At 72.3% G+C, this 20,779-nt stretch carries 22 protein-coding genes; all 22 read right to left on the reverse strand.

Annotation, left to right across the window (positions count from 1 at the left end; genetic code table 11):
* Positions 1 to 67: 67 nt before the first annotated feature.
* The 22 genes from ACVWWH_RS13790 to ACVWWH_RS13895 all read right to left on the reverse strand — a co-directional run bounded on the left by ACVWWH_RS13790 (position 68) and on the right by ACVWWH_RS13895 (position 20,538).
* Positions 68 to 1,387 carry a glycoside hydrolase family 3 N-terminal domain-containing protein gene (locus ACVWWH_RS13790; protein WP_457316944.1) on the reverse strand — a complete coding sequence of 440 codons (1,320 nt, stop codon included), beginning with the start codon at positions 1,385 to 1,387 and terminating at the stop codon, positions 68 to 70.
* A gap of 39 nt (positions 1,388 to 1,426) precedes the next feature.
* Positions 1,427 to 1,897 carry an SsrA-binding protein SmpB gene (gene smpB / locus ACVWWH_RS13795; RefSeq protein ID WP_066498656.1) on the reverse strand — a complete coding sequence of 157 codons (471 nt, stop codon included), beginning with the start codon at positions 1,895 to 1,897 and terminating at the stop codon, positions 1,427 to 1,429.
* Positions 1,898 to 1,984: 87 nt separating this feature from the next.
* A complete protein-coding gene (locus ACVWWH_RS13800; protein ID WP_457316945.1) occupies positions 1,985 to 3,445 on the reverse strand; it encodes a peptidoglycan DD-metalloendopeptidase family protein in 1,461 nt (486 codons plus the stop codon).
* A gap of 20 nt (positions 3,446 to 3,465) precedes the next feature.
* Complete coding sequence (ftsX, locus tag ACVWWH_RS13805; protein WP_066498666.1) at positions 3,466 to 4,380, reverse strand: permease-like cell division protein FtsX; 915 nt, start codon at positions 4,378 to 4,380, stop codon at positions 3,466 to 3,468.
* Positions 4,377 to 5,099 carry a cell division ATP-binding protein FtsE gene (ftsE, locus tag ACVWWH_RS13810; protein WP_457316946.1) on the reverse strand — a complete coding sequence of 241 codons (723 nt, stop codon included), beginning with the start codon at positions 5,097 to 5,099 and terminating at the stop codon, positions 4,377 to 4,379. The genes ftsX and ftsE overlap by 4 nt, the downstream gene beginning before the upstream one ends.
* A 115-nt stretch (positions 5,100 to 5,214) precedes the next feature.
* Positions 5,215 to 6,228 (reverse strand): alpha/beta fold hydrolase, encoded by a 1,014-nt coding sequence (locus tag ACVWWH_RS13815; protein ID WP_457316947.1) that lies wholly within the window; start codon positions 6,226 to 6,228, stop codon positions 5,215 to 5,217.
* Positions 6,221 to 6,877: a TetR/AcrR family transcriptional regulator gene (locus ACVWWH_RS13820; RefSeq protein WP_066498670.1), complete on the reverse strand. Its 657-nt coding sequence runs from the start codon at positions 6,875 to 6,877 to the stop codon at positions 6,221 to 6,223. Before ACVWWH_RS13820 ends, ACVWWH_RS13815 begins: the two co-directional genes overlap by 8 nt.
* On the reverse strand, positions 6,874 to 8,442 hold the full coding sequence (locus ACVWWH_RS13825; protein ID WP_457316948.1) for an AMP-binding protein: 1,569 nt from the start codon (positions 8,440 to 8,442) through the stop codon (positions 6,874 to 6,876). The genes ACVWWH_RS13820 and ACVWWH_RS13825 overlap by 4 nt, the downstream gene beginning before the upstream one ends.
* Positions 8,439 to 9,563 (reverse strand): branched-chain amino acid ABC transporter permease, encoded by a 1,125-nt coding sequence (locus tag ACVWWH_RS13830; RefSeq protein WP_457316949.1) that lies wholly within the window; start codon positions 9,561 to 9,563, stop codon positions 8,439 to 8,441. The genes ACVWWH_RS13825 and ACVWWH_RS13830 overlap by 4 nt, the downstream gene beginning before the upstream one ends.
* Positions 9,560 to 10,432 (reverse strand): branched-chain amino acid ABC transporter permease, encoded by an 873-nt coding sequence (locus tag ACVWWH_RS13835; protein WP_066498680.1) that lies wholly within the window; start codon positions 10,430 to 10,432, stop codon positions 9,560 to 9,562. Before ACVWWH_RS13835 ends, ACVWWH_RS13830 begins: the two co-directional genes overlap by 4 nt.
* Complete coding sequence (locus ACVWWH_RS13840) at positions 10,429 to 11,154, reverse strand: ABC transporter ATP-binding protein (RefSeq protein ID WP_066498684.1); 726 nt, start codon at positions 11,152 to 11,154, stop codon at positions 10,429 to 10,431. The genes ACVWWH_RS13835 and ACVWWH_RS13840 overlap by 4 nt, the downstream gene beginning before the upstream one ends.
* Entirely contained in the window at positions 11,151 to 11,918 is a 768-nt protein-coding gene (locus ACVWWH_RS13845; protein ID WP_457316950.1) for an ABC transporter ATP-binding protein, read from the reverse strand. The genes ACVWWH_RS13840 and ACVWWH_RS13845 overlap by 4 nt, the downstream gene beginning before the upstream one ends.
* Before the next feature lie 5 nt (positions 11,919 to 11,923).
* Positions 11,924 to 13,117, reverse strand: coding sequence for a substrate-binding domain-containing protein (locus ACVWWH_RS13850; RefSeq protein WP_457316951.1), 1,194 nt, complete (start codon positions 13,115 to 13,117; stop codon positions 11,924 to 11,926).
* 242 nt (positions 13,118 to 13,359) lie between these two features.
* The gene (gene prfB / locus ACVWWH_RS13855; RefSeq protein ID WP_066498695.1) at positions 13,360 to 14,478 is read right to left on the reverse strand and encodes a peptide chain release factor 2; all 1,119 of its coding nucleotides are present in this window, start codon (positions 14,476 to 14,478) and stop codon (positions 13,360 to 13,362) included.
* Between the two features lie 43 nt (positions 14,479 to 14,521).
* Entirely contained in the window at positions 14,522 to 15,817 is a 1,296-nt protein-coding gene (locus ACVWWH_RS13860; RefSeq protein WP_457316952.1) for a D-alanyl-D-alanine carboxypeptidase family protein, read from the reverse strand.
* A gap of 106 nt (positions 15,818 to 15,923) precedes the next feature.
* The gene (locus tag ACVWWH_RS13865; protein WP_229710750.1) at positions 15,924 to 16,403 is read right to left on the reverse strand and encodes a pilus assembly protein TadG-related protein; all 480 of its coding nucleotides are present in this window, start codon (positions 16,401 to 16,403) and stop codon (positions 15,924 to 15,926) included.
* Positions 16,400 to 16,858 (reverse strand): hypothetical protein, encoded by a 459-nt coding sequence (locus ACVWWH_RS13870; protein ID WP_066498700.1) that lies wholly within the window; start codon positions 16,856 to 16,858, stop codon positions 16,400 to 16,402. Before ACVWWH_RS13870 ends, ACVWWH_RS13865 begins: the two co-directional genes overlap by 4 nt.
* Positions 16,842 to 17,234 (reverse strand): TadE family protein, encoded by a 393-nt coding sequence (locus ACVWWH_RS13875; protein ID WP_457316953.1) that lies wholly within the window; start codon positions 17,232 to 17,234, stop codon positions 16,842 to 16,844. The genes ACVWWH_RS13870 and ACVWWH_RS13875 overlap by 17 nt, the downstream gene beginning before the upstream one ends.
* A gap of 2 nt (positions 17,235 to 17,236) precedes the next feature.
* A complete protein-coding gene (locus ACVWWH_RS13880; RefSeq protein ID WP_457316961.1) occupies positions 17,237 to 17,467 on the reverse strand; it encodes a hypothetical protein in 231 nt (76 codons plus the stop codon).
* 52 nt (positions 17,468 to 17,519) lie between these two features.
* Positions 17,520 to 18,461 (reverse strand): type II secretion system F family protein, encoded by a 942-nt coding sequence (locus ACVWWH_RS13885; RefSeq protein ID WP_457316954.1) that lies wholly within the window; start codon positions 18,459 to 18,461, stop codon positions 17,520 to 17,522.
* The gene (locus ACVWWH_RS13890; RefSeq protein WP_457316955.1) at positions 18,458 to 19,312 is read right to left on the reverse strand and encodes a type II secretion system F family protein; all 855 of its coding nucleotides are present in this window, start codon (positions 19,310 to 19,312) and stop codon (positions 18,458 to 18,460) included. The genes ACVWWH_RS13885 and ACVWWH_RS13890 overlap by 4 nt, the downstream gene beginning before the upstream one ends.
* Positions 19,312 to 20,538 carry a CpaF family protein gene (locus tag ACVWWH_RS13895; protein ID WP_066498709.1) on the reverse strand — a complete coding sequence of 409 codons (1,227 nt, stop codon included), beginning with the start codon at positions 20,536 to 20,538 and terminating at the stop codon, positions 19,312 to 19,314. The genes ACVWWH_RS13890 and ACVWWH_RS13895 overlap by 1 nt, the downstream gene beginning before the upstream one ends.
* Between the last annotated feature and the right edge of the window lie 241 nt (positions 20,539 to 20,779).

Consider the following 20,779-nt stretch of genomic DNA (forward strand, 5'->3'; position numbering starts at 1 on the left):
GGCGAACCGTCGGAACAGCCAGTATAGCGCGTGGGCCGCCGCGGATATTCCCGGCGCACACACCGGCTCACCGGGGAAGCAGGCCGGCCTGGTCCTTGGCCTCGAGCACGGCCAGCGCGGCGGCGTCCACCGCGGACGCGAACCCGCGGTCCGCTTTGGCGCGGGCCACCATCCCGGCCCAGACCCGCGGGGCCAGCTGCTGGTCGGTGCACAGCGCCATCGTGCCGCCCGCGGCGAGGAAGCCCGCGCCCCGGTCCTCGGGGGCGGTGGCGGAGAGCTGGACGGCGTCGCAGAGGTCGTCCGAGACGACGATGCCGCGGAAGCCGAGGTCGCCGCGCAGCATTCCCCCGATCACCGTCGGTGAGAAGACCGCATCGTGGCGCGGATCGATCGCGGGATAGGAGGCGTTGGAGAGCATCACCCACGGCGCCCCGGCCCGGACCGCGTCCGCGAAGGGCGCGACGAAGGGATCGTGCCGCCCGGTCGTGGAGTCCGTGACCCCGGAGGCCGTGTCGGTGTTCGCCGTGACGCGCCCGAGGCCCGGGAAGTGCTTGGGCACGGCGATGAGGCCGGCGTCGGCCATCCCCTGCGCGAAGGCGATGCCGTGGGCGGAGACCGCCGCCGGCGTGTAGCCGAACTCGCGCTGGAAGTGGCCGATGGGCGTGTTCTGCGGCGCGAAGGCCGCCGACGGCACGGTGTCCATGACCGGGGCGAAGTTCACGTTCACCCCTGCGGCAGCCAGCTCGCGGCCCCATCCGGCGGCCGCGGCCCGCAGGTCCGCGGGCGCCATGCTCCCCTGCGCGAGGGCCGAGGGCATGTCGGAGAATCCGGGGCCGCGCAGCACCTGCACCTGGCCGCCCTCCTGGTCGGTGGCGACGAACTGCCCCACGCGCCTGGTCGCGGCGTCGGTGGCCTCGGCCCTGATGCCCCGCACCACGGCGGAGATGGCACCGACCCCGGCGGTCGAACGGCCCTTGAGGAAGACGTTGCCGATATGGAGCCGGCGCATCGCGTCGAGGGCCGCGGCGTCCGGGCCGGCGGCCGGGGAGCTGACCATGATGATCTGCCCCACCCGCTGCTCGAGGCTCATTGACGCCAGGATCTGGGCCGCGCGGCTCCCGGCGGGACTCGGCGCCGTGCTCGGGCCGGGCGCGGACGACGCCGGTGGCGCGCCGACGGCAGTCCGGGTCGCGGTCGGCGTCGGCTGGCTGCTGGTCCCGGAGGGCGAGGGGGCGGGTGGGCCGGCGGTCCCCTCGGAGGGGGTCGGCGCCAGCCCGGCCGTGGGGCCGGCGAGGAGGCGCGGGAGGACGAGCGCACCGGCAACCGCGAGCACGGCGACGATGCCCGCCGCGACCGCGGCCCAGGTCTTCCAGTTCCTGTGCGGCATGGCCTGTCCCCAGCGCCCTTCCTTCAGCGGAGGTCCCCCTCAGCGGCGATTGCGGGCCCGCATGGCGCGCAGGGCCTCGCGCTTGTCCTGCGCCTCGCGGAGGGCGTGGCGCTTGTCATAGTCCTTCTTGCCTCGTGCCAGCGCGATCTCGACCTTGGCGCGGCCATCGCTGAAGTACACCTGCAGGGGCACCACGGTCAGGCCCGATTCATTGACCTTGTGCTCGATCTTGGCCAGTTCCTCCCGGTGCAGCAGGAGCTTGCGCTTCCGCTTGGAGGGGTGGTTGGTCCAGGACCCCTGGCTGTATTCGGGGATGTTGACCGCTTCGAGCCACAGCTCGCCGCGGTCAAAGTGGCAGAAGCCCTCGCCGAGGGAGATGTGGCCCTCGCGGAGGGACTTCACCTCGGTGCCCATGAGGACGAGCCCGGCCTCCCAGGTGTCCAGGACCTCGTAGTCATGCCGGGCCTTGCGGTTGGTGGCCACGACCTTCCGGCCACTCTCTCTGGGCACGGCGGCGCTCCTTGGGGACTCGGTGATCGGCGAGGATCAGGACGGACATTCGCGCCGGCGCGGGGGCGCGGCACGGGACCTACCAGTCTACAGCAGCCCCATGGGATCGACGGGCTGGCCGTTGAGCCAGGTCTCGAAGTGGGCGTGGCATCCGGTCGAGTTGCCGGTGCTGCCCGAATAGGCGATGACCTGCCCCTGGCTCACGTGCTGGCCAGGCGACACGACGACATTCGTGTTGTGGTAGTAGACGGTCGTGAGGGAGTTCCCGTTGACCACGCCGTGGGAGATCATGACGGTCCACCCGCCCCCGCCGGTGGTCCACCCGCCCACGGTGACGGTCCCGGCCGCGGCGGCATGGACCGGGGTGCCGCACGCGGCGCCGAAGTCGATGCCGGTGTGCATGTAGCCGCCGGTCCCGTAGAAGTCGATGGTGCCCGGGGGCGTGGCACGCCAGCCGAAGCCCGACGTGATGGGGATGTTGCCGTCGAAGGGGTGGATCAGCCCGAACGCGGACGGGGTCACCGCGGCCGCCTGCGCCTGGCGCGTCTGCTCCGCGGCCTGGTTGGCCGCCGCCTGGGCCGCGGCCTCGGCGGCCGCCTGCGCCTGGCCGGCGCGGATGGCGGCCTGGCGGGCCTCTTCGGCCCGCTGGGCGGCGATGCGCCGCTGCTCGGCCTCCCAGGCCTCGCGCAGCCGGCGGTCGCGGTCCTGGATCTGGGCCGCGACCTGGTCCTGCTGGGCCTTGACGTCGGCGATCTGCTGCTGGATGGCGGGCTTCTGCGCCTCGAGCTCCTTGCTCAGGCGGCTGGTGTCGTCGACGAGCTTGTCCACGGCCGCCTTCTTCGACGCGGCGTCGTCGCGGGCGGCCTGCTCCTTCTTGAGGGCCTCGTCCGCCTTGCCCTTGAGGTCCTTGATCTCGGCCTCGACGGCCGCGAGCCGGGCCTGGGAGTTCACGTTCGCGGCGTTCTGCTGCGCGAGCTGGTCCAGGGCCGTGTTCTGGGACTCCATGACGGTGTCCGTGAGGTCGAGCGAGCCCGTCAGCGAAGTCTGGTTGCCCGAGCCGAGCATCAGCCCGACGTTCGAGGGCACGCCGCCGGACATGTAGGACTCGCTCGCGATCTCGCCGATGAGCTTCTTGGTGCTGTCCATCTTGCCGCGGTCGCTCGCGAGCTGCTCGGTGATCTTGGCCTTGCTCTGCTGCGCGGCGTCGACGCGCACCGCGAGGGCGTCCACCTCGTTGGTCGCCGCCGTGACGCGGTCCTGCGCGTCGAGGAGTGCCTGCTGGGCTCCGGGGAGCCGGGCCTGGTAGGTCGCGAGGTCCGCCGCGGTCTGCTGGATCCGGCCGTCGAGGAACTCGAGCGATTCCTTGACCTCCTGCGCGCGCTGGTCCAGCTGGGCCTTCTGGTCGTCGAGGTTGTCCGCCCGCGCCCCCGAGCCGGCCAGCGTGAGGGTGACCACGAGCACCGCCGCGGCCGTGAGCCCGGTGCCCCGACGGAACGCCCTACGGCTTCCCCCCGGCCACGGGGCGCGTCGTGTGGTGACCGCCTGCATCCTTCTGCGCTCCTGTCCGACTAGACCTTGAGATACCGACGCAGGGTCAGCATCGATGAGACGCCCGCGAGGACCACGCCCGTTCCGACGAGCAGGGGTGCGAGCATGAGGGTCTGGGACGGCGAGATGAACGCCGTCCCGGGGTACTGGGACGTCAGGACGTCGCCGAGGAAGAACTTGGCCACCGCCCAGAGCGTGCCGGAGGCGAGGACGGCGCCGATCACGGCCGCGATGGTCCCCTCCAGCACGAACGGGAGCTGGATCATGAGCTTGGACGCCCCGACGAGCCGCATGATCCCGGTCTCGCGGCGTCTGCTGAAGGCCGAGAGCCTGATGGTCGTGGCGATGAGGAGGATCGCGCAGACGATCATCACCCCTGCGATGACGATGGCGACGAGCGAGGCGGCGTTCATGACCGAGAAGAGCCGTTCGAGGACCTCGCGCTGGTCGCTGACGAGCCGGACGCCTGGGCGCGAGGAGAAGGTCTCGGAGATGATCTGGTACTTCTGCGGGTCCTTGAGGTTGACCCTGAAGGAGGCCGGGAGCTGGTCCGGGGTCACGGAGTCCACGATCGGGGAGTTCGCGAACTGCTCCCGGTAGTGCTGGTAGGCCTCGTTCTGGGACTCGAAGTGGTAGTCGGAGACGTACTGGGCGACCGCCGGCGAGGACAGCAGGGCCTCGAGCGCCTTGCGCTGGTCGTCCGTCACGGCGCCGGAGACGCAGCCGGGGGCCTTCGAGGTGCCGTTGCACAGGAAGATGGCCACCTGGACACGGTCGTACCAGTAGCCCTTCATCTGGTTGATCTGCAGCTGCAGCATGCCGGCGGCGCCGACGAACGTCAGCGAGACGAAGGTCACGAGGATGACCGAGACCACCATGGTCAGGTTCCGGCGCAGGCCGCCCGCGATCTCGCCGAGGATGAAGGCGGCCCTCATGCGCGCTCTCCCCCGGTCGGGGCCACCGCGGGGATCATCGAGGTGTACAGGGCCTTGGCCTCGTCGCGGATCACCCTGCCGTCCACGAGCTCGATCACGCGCTTGCGCATGGAGTTGACGATGTCGGTGTCGTGCGTGGCCATCACCACGGTGGTGCCGTTCTGGTTGATCCGGTCGAGGACGGACATGATCCCCTGGCTCGTGGTCGGGTCGAGGTTGCCGGTCGGCTCGTCCGCGAGGAGGATCCCCGGTCGGTTCACGACGGCGCGGGCGATCGCCACGCGCTGCTGCTCGCCGCCGGAGAGCTCGTGCGGCATGCGGTGGCCCTTGCCCTCCAGCCCCACGGTCTTGAGCACCTCGGGCACGGCGTCGCGGATGATCGCCCGGCTGCGCCCGATCACCTGCATCGCGAAGGCGACGTTGGCGAACACCGTCTTCTGCGGGAGGAGCCGGAAGTCCTGGAACACGACGCCGATCCCGCGCCTCAGCCGCGGCACGCGCCAGCTCGGAAGCGAGGCCACGTTCTGCCCGGCGACCAGCACCGCACCGCTCGTCGCCCGCTCCTCGCGCATGACGAGCCTGAGGAACGTGGACTTGCCGGACCCCGAGGCACCGACGAGGAAGGCGAACTCGCCGCGCTCGATCTCGAGGCTCACCGAGTCGAGTGCCGGGCGGGCCTTCCGGTCGTAGACCTTCGTGACATTGTCGAAGCGGATCATTGCTCTCAAACCCGTCGGGACGCACGCGTCCTGAGCCCGGCGCTCGGGCGAGGCTCGGAGGCAGGGGGCGCCGGCTGCTCGACTATAAGCACAAGGGCGGGACGTCCCGGGGTTCTCACCCCGGCGTGTCGGAGTCTCGGAGCGCGGCGGTCCCGGCCGCGAGCGGACCCCCGGCCAGCACGGCCTGCGCCACGGCGGCCGCGCCGTCGGCCGTCATGACGATCGTGTAGTGGTTCGTTCCGGGCACGTCGCGCACCTCGATCGCCGGATGCTCCTCGCGCACCCGGTCCATGACCTCGTCCGGGTAGAGGGGCGGAAGCTGGCCGAGGAGTCCGCGCTCGGCCCGCAGCAGGAGCGTGGGCACGCGCAGCCGGTCGAGGGCGCCGAGCAGGGACGCCCCGCCATAGAGGTCGGCGTTGTCGTCGGCGAGCGCGGCCAGGGCCGTCGCGGGGCGGAGGCGTGGCGCGGCCCCGTCGAGGTCGTAGCGGATGTACTCCTCGAACTCGGGCGTCCACGCTCCGGTGAACGCCGGGTGCGGCTCCCAGTAGTCGAGGTACGCCTCCGGGCTCGCGAACTCCATCCGCAGCCGCTCGGCGGCCGGTCCCAGGAGCGCCTGGAGCGCCTCCTCCGGGCTCATCCCGGGCGGCGGCGCGAGCGGGATGCCGCCGTCCACGAGGACGAGCCGCTCCACGAGCTCGGCGTGCCGGTCCGCGAGGACGAGGGACGCGAACGCGCCCATCGAGTGGCCCACGACGACGGCGGGCCGGTCCGCGTCGGCTCCCGCCGCGCGCAGCACGGCGGCCAGATCGTCGGCGTGCTGGGCCATGCCGTACGGGCCGGGCAGGGAGTTGCTGCGGCCGCGGCCGCGCAGGTCCGGGGCCACCACCCGGGCGACGCCGGGTGCGGAACCGGGCCCCTCGGCGTCGTCCGCGGAATCACCCTGCCCCGCTGCCGGCGGCACGAGCAGCTGGTCCGCCACGAACGGCCACGCGAGGTGCGAGGAGGTGACCCCGTGCACCGCGAGGACGGTCTGCCCGCCCTCGGCCCCCCTCCGGGACCACTCTCCGGCGCGCAGCGAACCGCCGCGCACCTCGACGTCGAAGGTGCGGTAGTCCAGGGTCTCACTCATGCGAGGCGTCCTCTCTCGGTCTGTCTGCTGGTGCCGGCGCGGGGGCCAGGCCGCGCTGGATGATGCCCATGAGCTCGTCGAGCACACGGTCCGGGATCTCCACGCGGGGCCCCCCGGCCCCGCGGTCCTCGGCCTCCCACAGGATGTACCGCATCCCGAAGAGCTCACCCATGCCCATGAGGGCCCACGCCGCGACCTCCGGGTCCACGGGGCGGACCTCGCCCGCCTCCTGGGCTGCGGCGAGGCCGTGCACGTAGCTGCGCACGATGTTCTCGTAGTGGCGCCGCTGGGCCGCGGGCGAGACGAACTCTGCCTGCCGGATGATCCGGTACAGGGCGGGGTGCTCCGCCGTGAAGCGGAAGAACGCGCGGAACCCGGCCCGCTCTGCCTCCAGGCGCGTCCCCGCCGTGCGGGCCGCCTCGGTCATCGCGTGCCGGACGCGGGCATTGAGGTCGTCCACGACCTCGTCGAAGATCTCCTGCTTGCCGGCGAAGTAGAGGTAGAACGTGCCGAGGCCGATCCCCGCCTGCTCGGTGATCTTCACGATCGAGGCGTCGTGGTAGCCGGCGGAGGCGAAGACCTCCTCGGCGGCCGCGAGCAGCCTCGCCCTGGTCCTCGTGCCGCGCGCGGTGCGGGGCTGGGCGCTCATGCGCGCTCCCCCGCTGCGGTCCCTGCGCTGCGGGCGGACCCCTCGGTGCGGGCCCGCAGCCTCGCCCTGGCGACCTTGTGCAGGCCCGTGCGGGGCACCTCGTCGACGAACTCGACGGTGCGGGGCACCTTGAAGTGTGCGAGGACGCCGCGGAGGTGCTCGGTGAGCTCCTGGGCGTCGGTCGCCGCTCCCTGGCGGACGACGACGAAGGCAGCCCCCGTCTCGCCCCAGCGCTCGTCGGGGGCGCCGACGACCGCCGCGTCCGCGACCGCCGGGTGCGCGAGCAGGGCCTGTTCGACCTCCGAGGGCGAGACGTTCTCCCCGCCCGAGATGTAGATGTCCTTGAGCCGGTCGACGACGCGCAGGAACCCGTCGCCGTCGCGCTCGACGACGTCCCCCGTGCGCAGCCAGCCGTCCACGAGGACCTCGGCCGTCGCGGCGGGGTCGTCGAGGTAGCCGGCGAACACGCCGGGCCCGCGCACCCACAGTTCGCCGCGTCCCCCGCCCTCGAGCTCCTCGCCCGTGGCCGGGTCGGCCACGGCGATCTCGACATGCGGATAGGGCGTCCCAGCGGAGCCCACGCGGCGCAGCGCCTCCTCGGGGGCCAGGCACAGCACGTTGGGGCCCGCCTCGGTCAGCCCGTATCCCTGGGTGAGCGCGACGCCGCGGGCGTGCCACGTGCGCAGCAGCGGCGCCGGCATGGGCGCTCCGCCGACCACCGCGCGGTCCAGGCTCGTCAGGTCGGCGCGCGCGAAGCCCGGATGCTGGGACAGCATCAGGTAGTGCGCCGGGACGCCCATCATGGTCGTGACCCTGCGCTGGGCGATGAGCTGCAGGACCCGGCCGGCGTCGAAGCCGCGCTCGAGGACCACCGTCGCGCCGGTCCACCACGCGAGCAGGGCATGGATGTTCCAGCCGCCCACGTGGAACTGCGGCATGATGCACAGCACCACGTCGTCGCGCCCGACCTCGACGGTGCGTGAGAACGAGAGGTTGGTCCAGAAGCAGTTGGCGTGGGTCAGCACGGCGGCCTTCGGCCGGCCCCCGGACGTGCCGGAGGTGAACACCGCGAGCAGCGGGTCGTCGTCGTCCACCCGGCGCCGCGGCACCGCCTCCCCTGCCCGCGGGAGCCCGCGCTCGATCCCGTCCCGGCCCGGCGCGGCGGTCCGCGGCGGCTGCGGCAGCAGCGCGGTCGCGGCGGCCCCGAGGGCGGCGTGCTCGGGCTCGATGGCCAGGAGCGCGGGGGCGCACACGGCGAGCTGCTCGGCGAGCTCGGCGGGGGCGAGCCGCCACGAGAGCGGGACGAGCGTGAGGCCTGCCTTCGCGCAGGCGAAGAAGGCCACGACGTGGTCGGCGCTGTTGCCCGTGAGCGTCGCGATCCGCTGGCCGGCGGCGTACCCGGCGTCCGCGAAGGCGCCGGCGAGCGCGACGGCGCGCTGGTCGAGCTCCCGGTACGTGAGCGTCACGCCGCGGTCGTCGATCGCGATGCGCTCCGGCGTGCTGCGGGCACGGTCGGCCGTCCACCGTCCGAGGGTGTGCAGGCCGTCGGCGTCCTGTGCTCTCATGCATCCTCCAGTACTCGTTCGAGCCGTTCCTCCGGCTCGGGCGCGCGTGCGGCGCCGCGGCGGCGCGACCGCAGTCTCGCGGCGGCGCCGGCGAGGCCGCCGGGAAGGAACACCACCACGAGGATGAACAGCGTACCGAGGATGAACAGGGGTTCGGACAGCGGGATCCTGAGCACCGGGGGCAGGTCCTTGACGGCGGCCGAACCCGCGAGCGCGGCCAGCCGCTGGTCGAGCAGCGTGTACAGCACGCCTCCGACCACAGCACCCCACCGCGACCCGACGCCGCCGAGCACCACCATGACCAGGAGGGTGATGGTGAAGTCCGAGGAGACCGAGCTGGGAACAGCGCCCGACTGCAGGAGCAGGAAGACCATGCCGGCCACCGCAGCCAGCGTCCCGCCCACCGTGAACACGATCAGCTTCGGCGCGAACGGTGCCAGCCCGAGCACCCGCGCCCTCAGCTCGTTCTCCCGGACGGCCTCGGCCACGTGGCCGGCGCGGCTGGACTGGATCCACAGCACGACCGCGTAGACCGCGACCAGTGCCGCGAGCGCGAGCCAGTAGAGGTTGCGCGTGTTGACCACGCCCACGAGGGCATCCGGCAAGTGCTCGGTGGACAGGCCCAGGCCCTCGTCGCCGCCCGTCGCACCGCCCGGGTTGCGGCGCACGAGCACCGAGCCGGCCTGGGCGAAGGCGAGCGTCACCATCGCGAACGGGATGCCCCCGACGCGCAGACTGATGCTCCCGACCGCGAGGGCGAGGGCGATGGCCAGCACGAGGGCCAGCAGCGCCGCGGGCACGAGGGGCAGCCCGAGGTGGCCGAGGATGACGGCGAGGCCGTACACCCCCGCGCCGAAGGAGAGGGCGTGGCCGAAGGAGAGCAGCCCGGCCGCGCCGAGCAGGAGGTGGTAGCTCAGCGCTGCCGCCGCCATGGCGAAGCACAGGGCGAGCAGCTGCAGCGATCCGGGCGTGTAGGTGGGGCCCGGGAGCACGCCCGGAAGGTCGATCGCGAAGAGCGGAAGCAGGGCCAGCGCCGCGACCACGGCCGCGCCTCCGGCAACCAGCCTCCACGGCGCGGCGCCGCGGCGCACGGGGGTCCGACGCCGCTGCCCCGCGCTCATGCCGCCGCCCCGAGGAGGCCGCGGGGGCGGACGAGCAGCACCACGGCGAGGGCGAGGACGACCACGAAATCACCGATCCCGAAGTAGAAGTTGGCGAACTGCTGGAGGACCGCGACCCCGACGGAGGCGATCGCGGCTCCGGTGAGCGAGCCGAGGCCGCCGATCACGGTGACGATGAACGCGAAGATCAGCAGCGAGCCGCCCAGCAGGGGCGAGACGTAGCCGAAGTAGTGGCTCGCGAGCACGCCGCCCAGGCCCGCGGCGGCGCCGCCGATCGCGAAGACGAGCGTGAAGGCCTTCCGCACGTCGATGCCGAGCGCGGTCACCATGGCCCGGTTCTCCACTCCGGCGCGGATGATCAGGCCGTAGCGGGTGCGCTTGAGGAAGACCACGAGCCCCGCGAGGACGAGGCCCGCGCAGACGATGGCCACGAACCTGTCGTTGGGGACTTTGGCGCCGAGGATGTCGGTCGTGTCCTTGAACCAGGCCGGGCCGCCGATGTAGACGGCGTCGGTGCCCCAGATCCCGTCGAACAGCGCCACGGTCGCGAGCGAGAGGCCCACCGTGACGAGCACCTGCTCGATGTGCCGGAGGTACAGCGGGCGGATGAGCGCGAGCTCGGTGACCGCCGCGACGGCGGCCCCGGCGGCCGCGCCCACGACGAGTGAGAGCAGGAAGGACCACCACGAGTCCGCGCCCAGCCGGCGCGCGGCCTCCCAGCCGAGGAAGGCCCCGAGCGTGAGGAACGAGCCGTGCGCGAAGTTCAGGACCCCCATGAGGCCGTAGATGAGGGACAGGCCCGAGGCCACGAGGAAGTAGAGGGCGCCGAGGCCCAGGCCGGTGACGAGCAGGAGGATGACGGTGCTCATCGGGCGGCCTCCCGGGCATCCCCGCCGACGCCGAGCAGGCGGCGGGTGAGCGGCTCGTCGTCGAGCAGCGCGCGGGCGTCGTCGGTCCGGTGCACGACCCGGCCGCCCGAGAGCACGACCGCCCCTGCGGCGAGCCGGCGGACCACCGCCAGGTTCTGCTCCACGAGCAGGATCGGGACGGTCTCGGCGGCGGCCTCGAGGGCGACGGCGACCTCCTGGACGACCTTGGGGGCGAGGCCCTTGGTCGGCTCGTCCACGAGGAGGATCCGGTTCTCGTTCAGCAGGGCCCGGGCCAGCGAGACCATCTGCTGCTGGCCGCCCGAGAGCGTCCCGGCCGCCTGCTGGGACCGGCGGACCAGGTCGGGGAACAGGTCCGCGACGAGGTCCCGGCGCTCCTTCGAGCCGCGCCCGCGGACCGAGAGCTGGAGGTTCTCCTGCACGGTGAGCTTGGAGAACACCTCGCGGTCCTCGGGCACGTAGCCCACCCCGAGCTGGACGATCCGGTGGGTCGGCTGCCCGTCGATCCGCTCGCCGGCCAGGGTGACCCGCCCTCGGCGGCCGATGAGGCCGAGGACGGCCTTGAGGGTGCTCGTCTTGCCCACGCCGTTGCGGCCCAGCAGGGCCGTCACGCCCCGGTCGGGGACGGCGAACCCCACGTCCTCGACCACCTGCTGTCCGCCCACGTGGGCCGAGAGCCCCTCGATCTCGAGCACGGCGCTCATACGGGCTCCCCCAGGTACGCGGCCTGCACGGTGTCGTCGGCCATGACGGCGTCCGGGGTGCCGATGGCCAGCAGCCGCCCGTGGTGCATCACCGCGACGCGGTCTACGAGTCCGAGGACCACGTCCATGTGGTGCTCGACCATGAGCACGGTGGTCCCGCGGTCACGATGGAGGCCCCGGATCACCTCGGTCAGCGCGCCGACGTCCCCCGAGCCGACGCCCGCCATGGGCTCGTCGAGCAGGACCACGCTCGGGTCGGTCGCGAGCATCATCGCGATCTCCACCTTCCTCTTGTCTCCGTGGGAGAGGTCCTGCGCCCGCAGCCCCTCCTTGTCGGCGAGCCCCACCTCGGCGAGCCTCTCGCGCGCGCGGCGGGTGGCGGCGTCGTGCGTCCGCGGGAAGGCGAGGACCGAGAGCGAGCCGCCGAGCCGTGCCTGGGCGGCGAGGCGGACGTTCTCGAGCACGGTGAGGGCGCCGAACAGGCTGGACGTCTGGAACGTGCGGCCCAGGCCGGCCTTGGCCCGCCGGTGCACCGGGAGGCCGGTGACGTCCCGGCCGTCGAGGAGCACGCGGCCCGTGGTGGGCCGGGCGAGGCCGGAGAGGACGTTGAACAGCGTGGTCTTGCCCGCGCCGTTGGGGCCGATCACCCCGAGCATCTCCCCGCGGGCGACAGCGAAGCCGACCTCGGAGAGGATGCTCGCGCCCCCGATCGCGAGCCCGAGGCCCTCCACCGCGAGGGCAGGATGCCCCGGGCCCGCTGCCACGCCTCTCAGCCCTTCTTCTCGGCCGGGGCCACGGCCTCGGCCGGGACGGTCTTGACCAGCTGCGGCGTCCAGGCGCCGTCCTTCTGGACGAGCTTGGCCTGGTACATCGGCTGGACGAGCACGTGGTCGGAGGCGCGGACGCTCTCCTTGCCCTTGGGGCCGTCGAACGAGTAGCCCTCGAGGCCCTTGACCATGTCGTCGACGTTCGCCCCGGACTTGACGGCCTGGACGATCATCTGGCCGGCCACGAAGCCGTCGGGGGTGAAGAGGTCGGGCTTGGCCCCGGCGGCCTCGACGTCCTTGACCATCTCCTGCTCGACCGCGTTGTTGCCGCCGGCGCCCGGGAAGTAGTGGCTGAGGAAGCTGATCTTGCCGCTCGCCGCGCCGTAGGCGGAGAAGGTGGAGGCGTCGCCGAGGCCGGTGACGACGGGGGCGGCGTCGAAGACGCCCTGCTGGCTGAGCGACTGCCACATGGCCCCGCTCGTGGCGCCGGCCCACGCAACGAAGGTCATCGCGGGCTTGGCGTCGATGATCTGGCGCGCGAACGGGGTGAACTCGGTGGCGTCCTCGGGCACGAGGACCTGCTGCACGGTGGCGCCCTTGGCGCCCAGGACCGCCTTGACGGCCGCGACGTTGCCCTGGCCGAAGGCGTTGTTCTGGGCGAAGACCACGATCTTCTTGCCCTGGAGGTTGTCCACGAAGGTGCCCGCGGTGGCCACGTCCTGGAGCGACTGGCGCCCGGAGCGGAACGTGTACTTGTTGACGCCCTGGAGCGCGTCGGTGGCCGCGGGCCCGGAGATGTAGAGGACCTTGTTCTGCTCCGCCTGCTGGGCCAGCTTGAGGGCGACGCCGGAGGCGACCGTGCCGGCGAGGATCTTGTAGTCCTTGCCGATGAGGTCCTTGGCCTCGGCGACGGCCTTGTCCGGATCGCCCGCGTCATCCTGGTAGGTCAGGTTCAGGGTCGCGTTGCCCACCTTGCCGGTGCCGCCCGTCGCGTACTTGATCCCGGCCTGGAGGCCCTGGTAGTACGCCGCGCCGTAGGCGGCGAGGGGGCCGGTCTTCGAGTAGACGATGCCGACGTTGACCGTGCGCGCCGAGTCCGAGCCGCTGGCGGCGCTGGACGTGCTCGGGGCGCAGCCCGTCGCGGCGAGGCCTGTGGCCAGGGAGGCGGTGAGGAGGAACTTCGTCGTTGCCTTCACGCGGGTGCCTTTCATACGGGTGCTTCGGGGGTGGCTCCGGCGAGCGCGCCGGAACCTGAAAGGTGATTCAGGTTACAGAAAACGTACGACGGCGGCGGGTCGCCGTCAAGGGGCCCCTTCCCTCGCCTCCCCCTCCCGCGACGTCATCCCGCCGGAGCGCGACGTCGCCCCTGGGAGCGCACACAGAAAGGGCCCGGGGCCTCCGTCAGGAGGCTCCGGGCCCGGGCGACTCTGGGGTCGCTCTAGCTCTCGGCGTGCTGGCGCTGCCCCGCGCGCCAGCGGATGCCGGCATCGATGAAGTCGTCGATGTCGCCGTCGAGGACCGCGGCCGTGTTGCCGACCTCGTGGTCCGTGCGCAGGTCCTTGACCATCTGGTACGGGTTGAGCACGTACGAGCGCATCTGGTCGCCCCAGGACGCCTTGACGTCGCCGGCGAGGGCCTTCTTCTCGGCGTCCTCCTGCTCCTTCTTCAGCAGCAGGAGCCGGGACTGCAGGACGCGCATGGCGGCGGCCCGGTTCTGGATCTGGGACTTCTCGTTCTGCATCGAGACCACGAGGCCGGTGGGGATGTGCGTGAGCCGCACAGCCGAGTCGGTCGTGTTGACGGACTGGCCGCCCGGGCCCGAGGACCTGAAGACGTCGACCCGGATCTCGTTGTCCGGGATGTCGATGTGGTCGGTCTGCTCGATGAGGGGGATGACCTCGACGGCCGCGAAGGACGTCTGGCGGCGTCCCTGGTTGTCGAAGGGGCTGATCCTCACAAGGCGGTGCGTGCCGGCCTCGACCGAGAGCGTGCCGTAGGCGTACGGGGCGTTGACCTCGAAGGTGGCGGACTTGAGGCCGGCCTCTTCCGCATAGGAGGTGTCCATGACCTTGGTCGAGTAGCCGCGCCGCTCGGCCCAGCGGAGGTACATGCGCATGAGCATCTCGGCGAAGTCAGCCGCATCGACGCCGCCCGCGCCGGCGCGGATCGTCACGACGGCCTCGCGCTCGTCGTACTCGCCGTTGAGGAGCGTGACGACCTCGAGGTCCTCGAGGGCCCTGCTGATCGAGCCGAGCTCCTTGGACGCCTCGGCAAGGGTCTCGGCGTCGCCCTCTTCCTTGGCCAGCTCTACGAGGACCTCGAGGTCGTCGATGCGCTCCCCGAGCTTCTCGACCCGCTCGAGCTCCGACTGCCGGTGGGACAGCCTGGACGTGACCTGCTGGGCCTTCGAGGGGTCGTCCCACAGGTCCGGGACGCCGGCGGCCTCGCTCAGCTCGGCGATCTCGGCCCGCAGCGAGTCGACGTCCGTGACCTGCTCGATGGAGGCGTGGGTGGCCCGGAGGGCGCGGATCTCTGCGGGAAAGTCGATGTCAGCCATATCCATCCAAGATTACGCCATGAGCGCGGCGTGCCCGCGCGGCTCAGTACCCGGGGGCAGCGGACATCAGGAAGTACTGCTCGAGGGTCGGCACACCCCAGGAGCGCGTCTGGGCGGCGGCATTGGTGCCCACGTACCGCAGGTGCCAGGGCTCGAAAGTGTACCCGGTGATCCCCTGGAACCCGTCGGGATAGCGGACGATGAACCCGTACCTCCACGCATTGGCCGCTGCGAACCTCCCCGCGGGGGTGTCGCGGAAGCACGCCTGCAGGCCGCAGTCGGCACCGGGGTTGCCGATGTCCATGGCGAGCCCGGTCTGGTGCTCGCTGAACCCTGGGCGCGCCGAGATCGTGTCGGCATAGGCTTGGCCGTACCACGCCACGTACGAGGCGTAGAGCGTCGCCTGGTCGCTGTAGGAGCGGTACCCGCTCACGGTCGTGATCTGCACCCCGGCCGCGGCGGCGTCGCCGATCATCCTGCGGAGCGCGGCCGCCGCATCTGCACGCATCAGCTGGGTCCCGACCCAGCTCAAGGAAGGCGGTGCGTAGGAGAGCGGGCTGAGGGGATGGCGCTTGTTGACCGCCACGAGAGGGTTCCAGTCCCACAGGCTGTACGACATCGGCGCGGTGGGATTCCACGTGATCTGGCCGCCCCAGAAGCTCTGCGTGCACCGTCCCGAGCACACCTCGGCCGAGGTCGGATAGCCGAACGGCCCGTTCTCCCACCCGTACGACGCCCAGTACGCGCCGATCGCTCCCCACACCGGGTTCGTTCCGAAGGCCGGGGACCAGTAGACCTTCCCGCCCTGGAAGTCCTGGTAGCAGCCCCCTCCGCGCAGCCCGCAGTGCTCTCCGCCGACCGCGTAGCCGAGGTGTCCGGTCTCCCAGCCGAGCGTCGCGTAGCGCTGCAGGATGGCGCCCCACACCGGGTTGGCCCCGGATGCGGGAGACCAGTAGACCTTCCCGCCCTGGAAGTCCTGGTAGCAGCCGCCTCCGCGCAGCCCGCAGTGCTCCTCGCCGAGGGGGTACCCGAGCTGGCCGGCCTCCCACCCGAGCCCTGCCCACCTCGCCTCGATGCCTCCCCAGGTCGCGTGGGCGCCGCTGGCCGGGGAGTAGTGGATGCTTCCGCCCTGATAGTGACGGACGCAGCCGTTGTCCCTGAGTCCGCAGCGCCCGGCATCGGTGGGGCTCCCGAGCCGGCCGGCGCTGCCTCCGAGCCGCTGGTAGGCGGCGCTGATGGCGCCGCCGTCGTCCAGTGCGGCTGCGGGCGAGGCTCCGAGGGCGCCGGCGAGGAGGACCGCGGCGATGAGTGCCGCGCACCTGCGGAGGAAAGTGGTCACGACGCCCCCTGGTCCCGGGCCGGCTGCCGCCGTGGTCCGCCCGTCATCTTCCCGCATCGTAGGGCTGCCCCTGCCGGCCGACAAGGGACCAGGGGCCCGGCCGGCCTCATCTCAGCAGCCTCGCCCTCGCGCTCGAGGTAGCCCGGATCGGGACCCCGTCGGGCAGGATGACGCTGACCACCGGGATGCGCGCGACGGCCGTCAGCGTCACGGTGGCCGTGCGGCCGTCCGGGCTCCCGGTCGCTGCCGCCACGGACAGGCCTTCGAACCGGGCCGCGGAGCCGTCGCGTGCGAGGTAGGACGCCGCCACTGCCCGCACCCTCTCCGGTGCGAGCACCGCAGCGGGCGGCCCCTCCCCGGCGGTGTCCGCGACGGTGAAGCTGTCGGCGGCGGCCACCGCGGCGCCGTCGGCCGCCGAGAGCAGCTTCTTGAACTCGAGGTGCACGGCCGAGACTGCGATCACGGTGGTGGCCACGAGGAGGCACAGCGCGGTGAACCCGATGATCAGCACCGTCAGCTGCCCGGACTCGTCTGCCGCACGCCTGCGCCGCCTGCAGCGCACGACGGCGGGCGCCCACCCGGTCATCGGAACCTCCCCACGATCTGCGTGGCGGACGCGTCGATCCGCCCGACGGTGAGCCCGAACGCGTTCGTCACCGGGCTGAACGGCAGGGGGACATCGACGTGCACCCTGGCGCGGACCGCCGTGCCGGCCTCGAGGCACGGAGTGCGGTCGCAGGTGACTTCGAGGCGGGCGGACCGCTCGGTGAGCCCGAAGTCTGCCAGGGCCACGCGCACCGAGGCCTCGGCCGCCGCACGGGCCGAGGCCTCGTCCGCCGCCTGGGCGAACGTCTTGGCTGCATGGTCCGCGGCACCGGCCGCGGCGAACGAGGCGCCCTGGAGCGCGGCGACGGTGATGACGAAGTAGACGACGGGAACCAGGAGGAGCACGCCGAGGAAGACGAACTCGACGACGGCGCTCCCGCCCTCCCCCCGCGCGGCACCGCGCAGGCGCCCGGCCCCGTCACTGCAGCGGCGCATGGCCCACAACCTCCATCGTCCCGGCTGGCCCGATCAGGCCGATGACGGGGATCGGCGCGACCACGCGCACCTTGAGGGTGCGCACCCCCGAGTCCTCGGACTGCCCCACTGTGACGCGCGCCGCGTACTCGGCTCCCACCGCCCCCGTGATGAGGTCGGTGGCGCGCTGCCGGGCGTCGGCCGGCGTCCGGTCGCCGAGCGTCCCGTACCGGGCACCGGAGGCAGCAGCGTCGACGAGCACGTTGCGCACATGGAGGACGAGGGCAAGCTGGACGACGGCGAGCGCCAGGGCGGTCAGCAGTCCCCCGACCATGACGAAATCCGCCACGGCGGAGCCGCGCTCGTCGCCCGCGCCCCCGCGCAGGGCCGGGGCCATGCCTACCTGCTGACCCGGCTGATGGCTTGGTTGAACAGTCCTTCCAGGGCGGGGCCGGCCACGGCGAGGAGGCCCATGACGAGGACGGCAGACATGAGCGTGATCATGACCCAGCCCGGCACGTCCCCGCGCTCTCTGGAGCCGTAGGCGATGCGCTGTGGCAGCGCCTCGAAGAGCATGGACAGCGCGATGCCCGCGCGCATGAGAGCGCTCCTGCGGATGGTCGGTTTCATGTCGGTTCCCTTTCCCCCGATCGGGTGCTGCGTGAGTGGTATGGGTGGATGGTCAGAAGTCCAGGGTGATGGCGGCGATGCCCGGATAGACCGCGAAGACCACGGTCAGGGGAAGGACTCCGAAGACCAGGGGCACCATCATCCCGATCTCCTTCTTCCCGGCGGCCTCCATGAGTTCCCGTTTGGCCAGGTCGCGCACGTCCTGCGCCTGGGCGCGGAGGACGTCGGCCAGTGGTGTGCCGCGTTCGATCGCGACGACCAGGCCGTCGACGAAGCGCGAGATGGGGGCGAGGTCCACGCGGTCGCCCATGGCCTGCAGTGCCCCGACAAGTGGCGTGCCCGAGCGGGTGTCGGCGAGCACCGCCGCGAACTCGCGTGCGAGCTCGCCACGGGAGACCCGTGCCGTGCGGTCCAGCGCTCCCGCCGCTGTCTCCCCCGCGCCGACGGCCAGGGCCATCATGTCGGCGACGGAGGGGAACTCCGCGAGGATGCGCTGCTTGCGCCTGCTGACGGCCAGGCCGAGAAGGTAGTCACGCGCCATGAACCCGGCGGCCGTGGCCGCCAGGACCATGAGGACTGCGAAGAGGGCGTTGAGCCTCCCGGAGAACGCCGCGGCGGCCGATCCGAGGGTGGCCAGCACGAAGCCGGCGCCCGCCCAGAGGAGCTGCTCCGCCCTGAAGTCGACGGGGTTCTTGGGCGAGCCTGCCTGCGCGAGCCGGCGGGCGAGGGCCGCATTTCCGAGGTTCAGCCGGCCGAGCGAGCCCACGGCGTCGTGCAGGAGTGGGCGGAGGATCTGCTCGAGCGGCCCGAACGGCGTGACGTTCGCCTCGGCGTCCTGCAGGAGGCGGGAACGCCGCTCTGCCGAGCGCAGCTGGGGTGCAACCCGTTCGCTGAAGGTGGTCCGCCGCATCACCGGGAGCCGCACGAAGGCCAGCCAGAGGCCCACACCGCCGGTGGCGCCGGCGAGCACGGCCAGCGCCGTCATGGCGCTCATCGGAGCACCCGCTCTTCTTCGGGAAGCGCCGCGATGCGGAGCATGAGCCGGTAGCACAGCGCGGAGACCCCGAGTCCGACGATGAGCACCGCGAGTCCTGTGGGCCGGGCATAGGCAGCCATGGCCTCGGGCCTCGTCGACATCAGCAGCAGCACGATCCACGGGGCCGCTACCGCGAGGCGGGCGGCGTTGACCGTCCAGGACTGGCGCGCCTCGAGCTCGCTGCGGGTCCGGGCACTCTCCCGGAGGAACTCGGACAGGGTTCCCAGCAGTCGGCCGAGGTCAGAGCCGCCGACCTCGCGCGTGAGCCGGAGCGCCTCGACGATCCGGTCCGCGACCGGGTCGCCCAGACGGTCCTTGAGCCGGTCGAGCGCGAGTGAAAAGCTGCCGCCCGAGCGGTAGTCCGCGGCGAAGTCGAGGAAGACGCCGCGGAGGGGCTCGGGACCCTTGTAGCCGAGCTGCATGAGCGCTTCGGGCAGCGACAGGCCGGCACGGATCGCGGAGCGGAGGTGGTCCACGACGTCGGGCCACAGCTCTCGCAGGACCGCGGAGCGGCGCTTCGCCTGCCAGCGCACGAGGCCCACGGGCAGGCCGGCGGCGAAGATCCCGAAGCACAGCGCCACGGGGGCTGCAGCCGTCACCACGAAGAACGCCAGGGCCACGAATCCGCCCAGCCCCGCGCTCGAGAGGACGAGCCCTACCGGCGAGACCCGTTCGAGGCCGGCCTGCGCGATGAGCCGCCGCAGCCGTCCGGGTGGCTTGGGCTCGGACGACCGGACCGGCAGCGGCCAGAACGACCACCAGATGAGGAAGAGGCCGATCCCGCCGGCGAGCCCCACCGCCGCCGCCATCAGGCGGCCTCCAGGAGCTGGAGCACGTCGATGCCCGCACGCTCGAACTTCTCGGTGGCCGGGACGCCGGTGGGGCGCGCCCGCAGCACGCCGTCGGCGTCGAGCGCGAAGACGGAGGACGTCTCGATGATGCCGCCCTCGACCCGTTGTCCCACCGCGAGGATCTCGGTGACGCGACGCCGTCCGCTGGCCTGGCGGCCGCAGTGCACCACAAGGTCGATGCAGGCGGCGACCGTCGGCACGACGAAGGATGACGAGATGTTGGCCCCAGCGAGCAGCGGCAGGGTGCAGAGCTTGGTGACCGCGTCCGCCGCGGAGTTGGCGTGGATCGTGCACATGCCCGGCAGCCCCGAGTTGAGGGCGATCAGCATGTCGAGGCTCTCCGCCTCGCGGACCTCGCCGACGACGAGCCGGTCCGGCCGCATCCGCAGGGCCTCCTTGACCAGTCGACGGAGCGGGATCTCGCCGCTGCCCTCGAGGTTGGGCTGGCGGCACTGGAGGCCGACGACGTCGCGCAGCGGGAACTGCAGCTCGAAGATCTCCTCGACCGTGACCACCCGCTCACGCGAGCCGATCGCGGCGCCGAGACAGTTGAGCATGGTCGTCTTGCCTGCCTGGGTGGCGCCCGAGACGAGGATGTTCAGGCCGCCGGCCACGGCGGCCGAGAGGAACCTGGCGGCCTGGTGGCTGAGCGAGCCGAGCTCGACGAGGTGTTCGAGCCGGCTCGCCTTCACGACGAATTTGCGGATGTTCACCGCCCAGTGGCGTCGGGTCACGTCCGGGATGACGACGTGCAGGCGCGAGCCGTCGGGCAGCGCCGCGTCGACGAAGGGACTGGAGAGGTCGAGGCGCCGGCCCGAGGACTTGAGCATCCGTTCGACCAGATCGCGCACTTCCTGGTCGGAGAGGGTGGTCCCGGTGAGCTCGGACTCGCCGTCCCTGGCCACATAGACCTCGTGCGGGGCGTTGAGCCAGATCTCCTCGATGGTCGGGTCATCGAGGAACGGCTGGAGTGGGCCGAAGCCGGCGACCGCGTCGAAGAGCGCTCTCCGGGCGGCATCGAGCGGGCCGAGCGGCGGCACCGCGCCGAGGAGCGCGCGCTCGTCGTAGTCCACCACTGCCGCGTCGATGAGGCGCCGGACCTCGCCGGCCTCCCGCAGCGGATCGAGGCCGCGGAGCCTGATGAGCTCCCTGACCTCCCCTTCGACCATGCGCAGAGCATCCACAGACTTCCCCCCCGGGTGCGCCCTTCGCGCCGGGCCCCTACCCGGCAGCAGCCTCAGCCTAACGGATTCTGTAAACCGCCGTCCCGCGAGGAGGGTGCCCTGTGGACAACTCCCCGTTCACCGGGAATCTCCTCCGTCCCGCTCGTCCAGTGGGTAGGTGCGGAGGCGGTCGGTCCAGGGGGTGGGGTGGAAGCCGGTGGCCTCGATCTTGGCCAGGTCCAGGGTGGAGCGCAGGGGCCGT

It is taken from the genome of Sinomonas sp. RB5 (genome assembly GCF_054063535.1).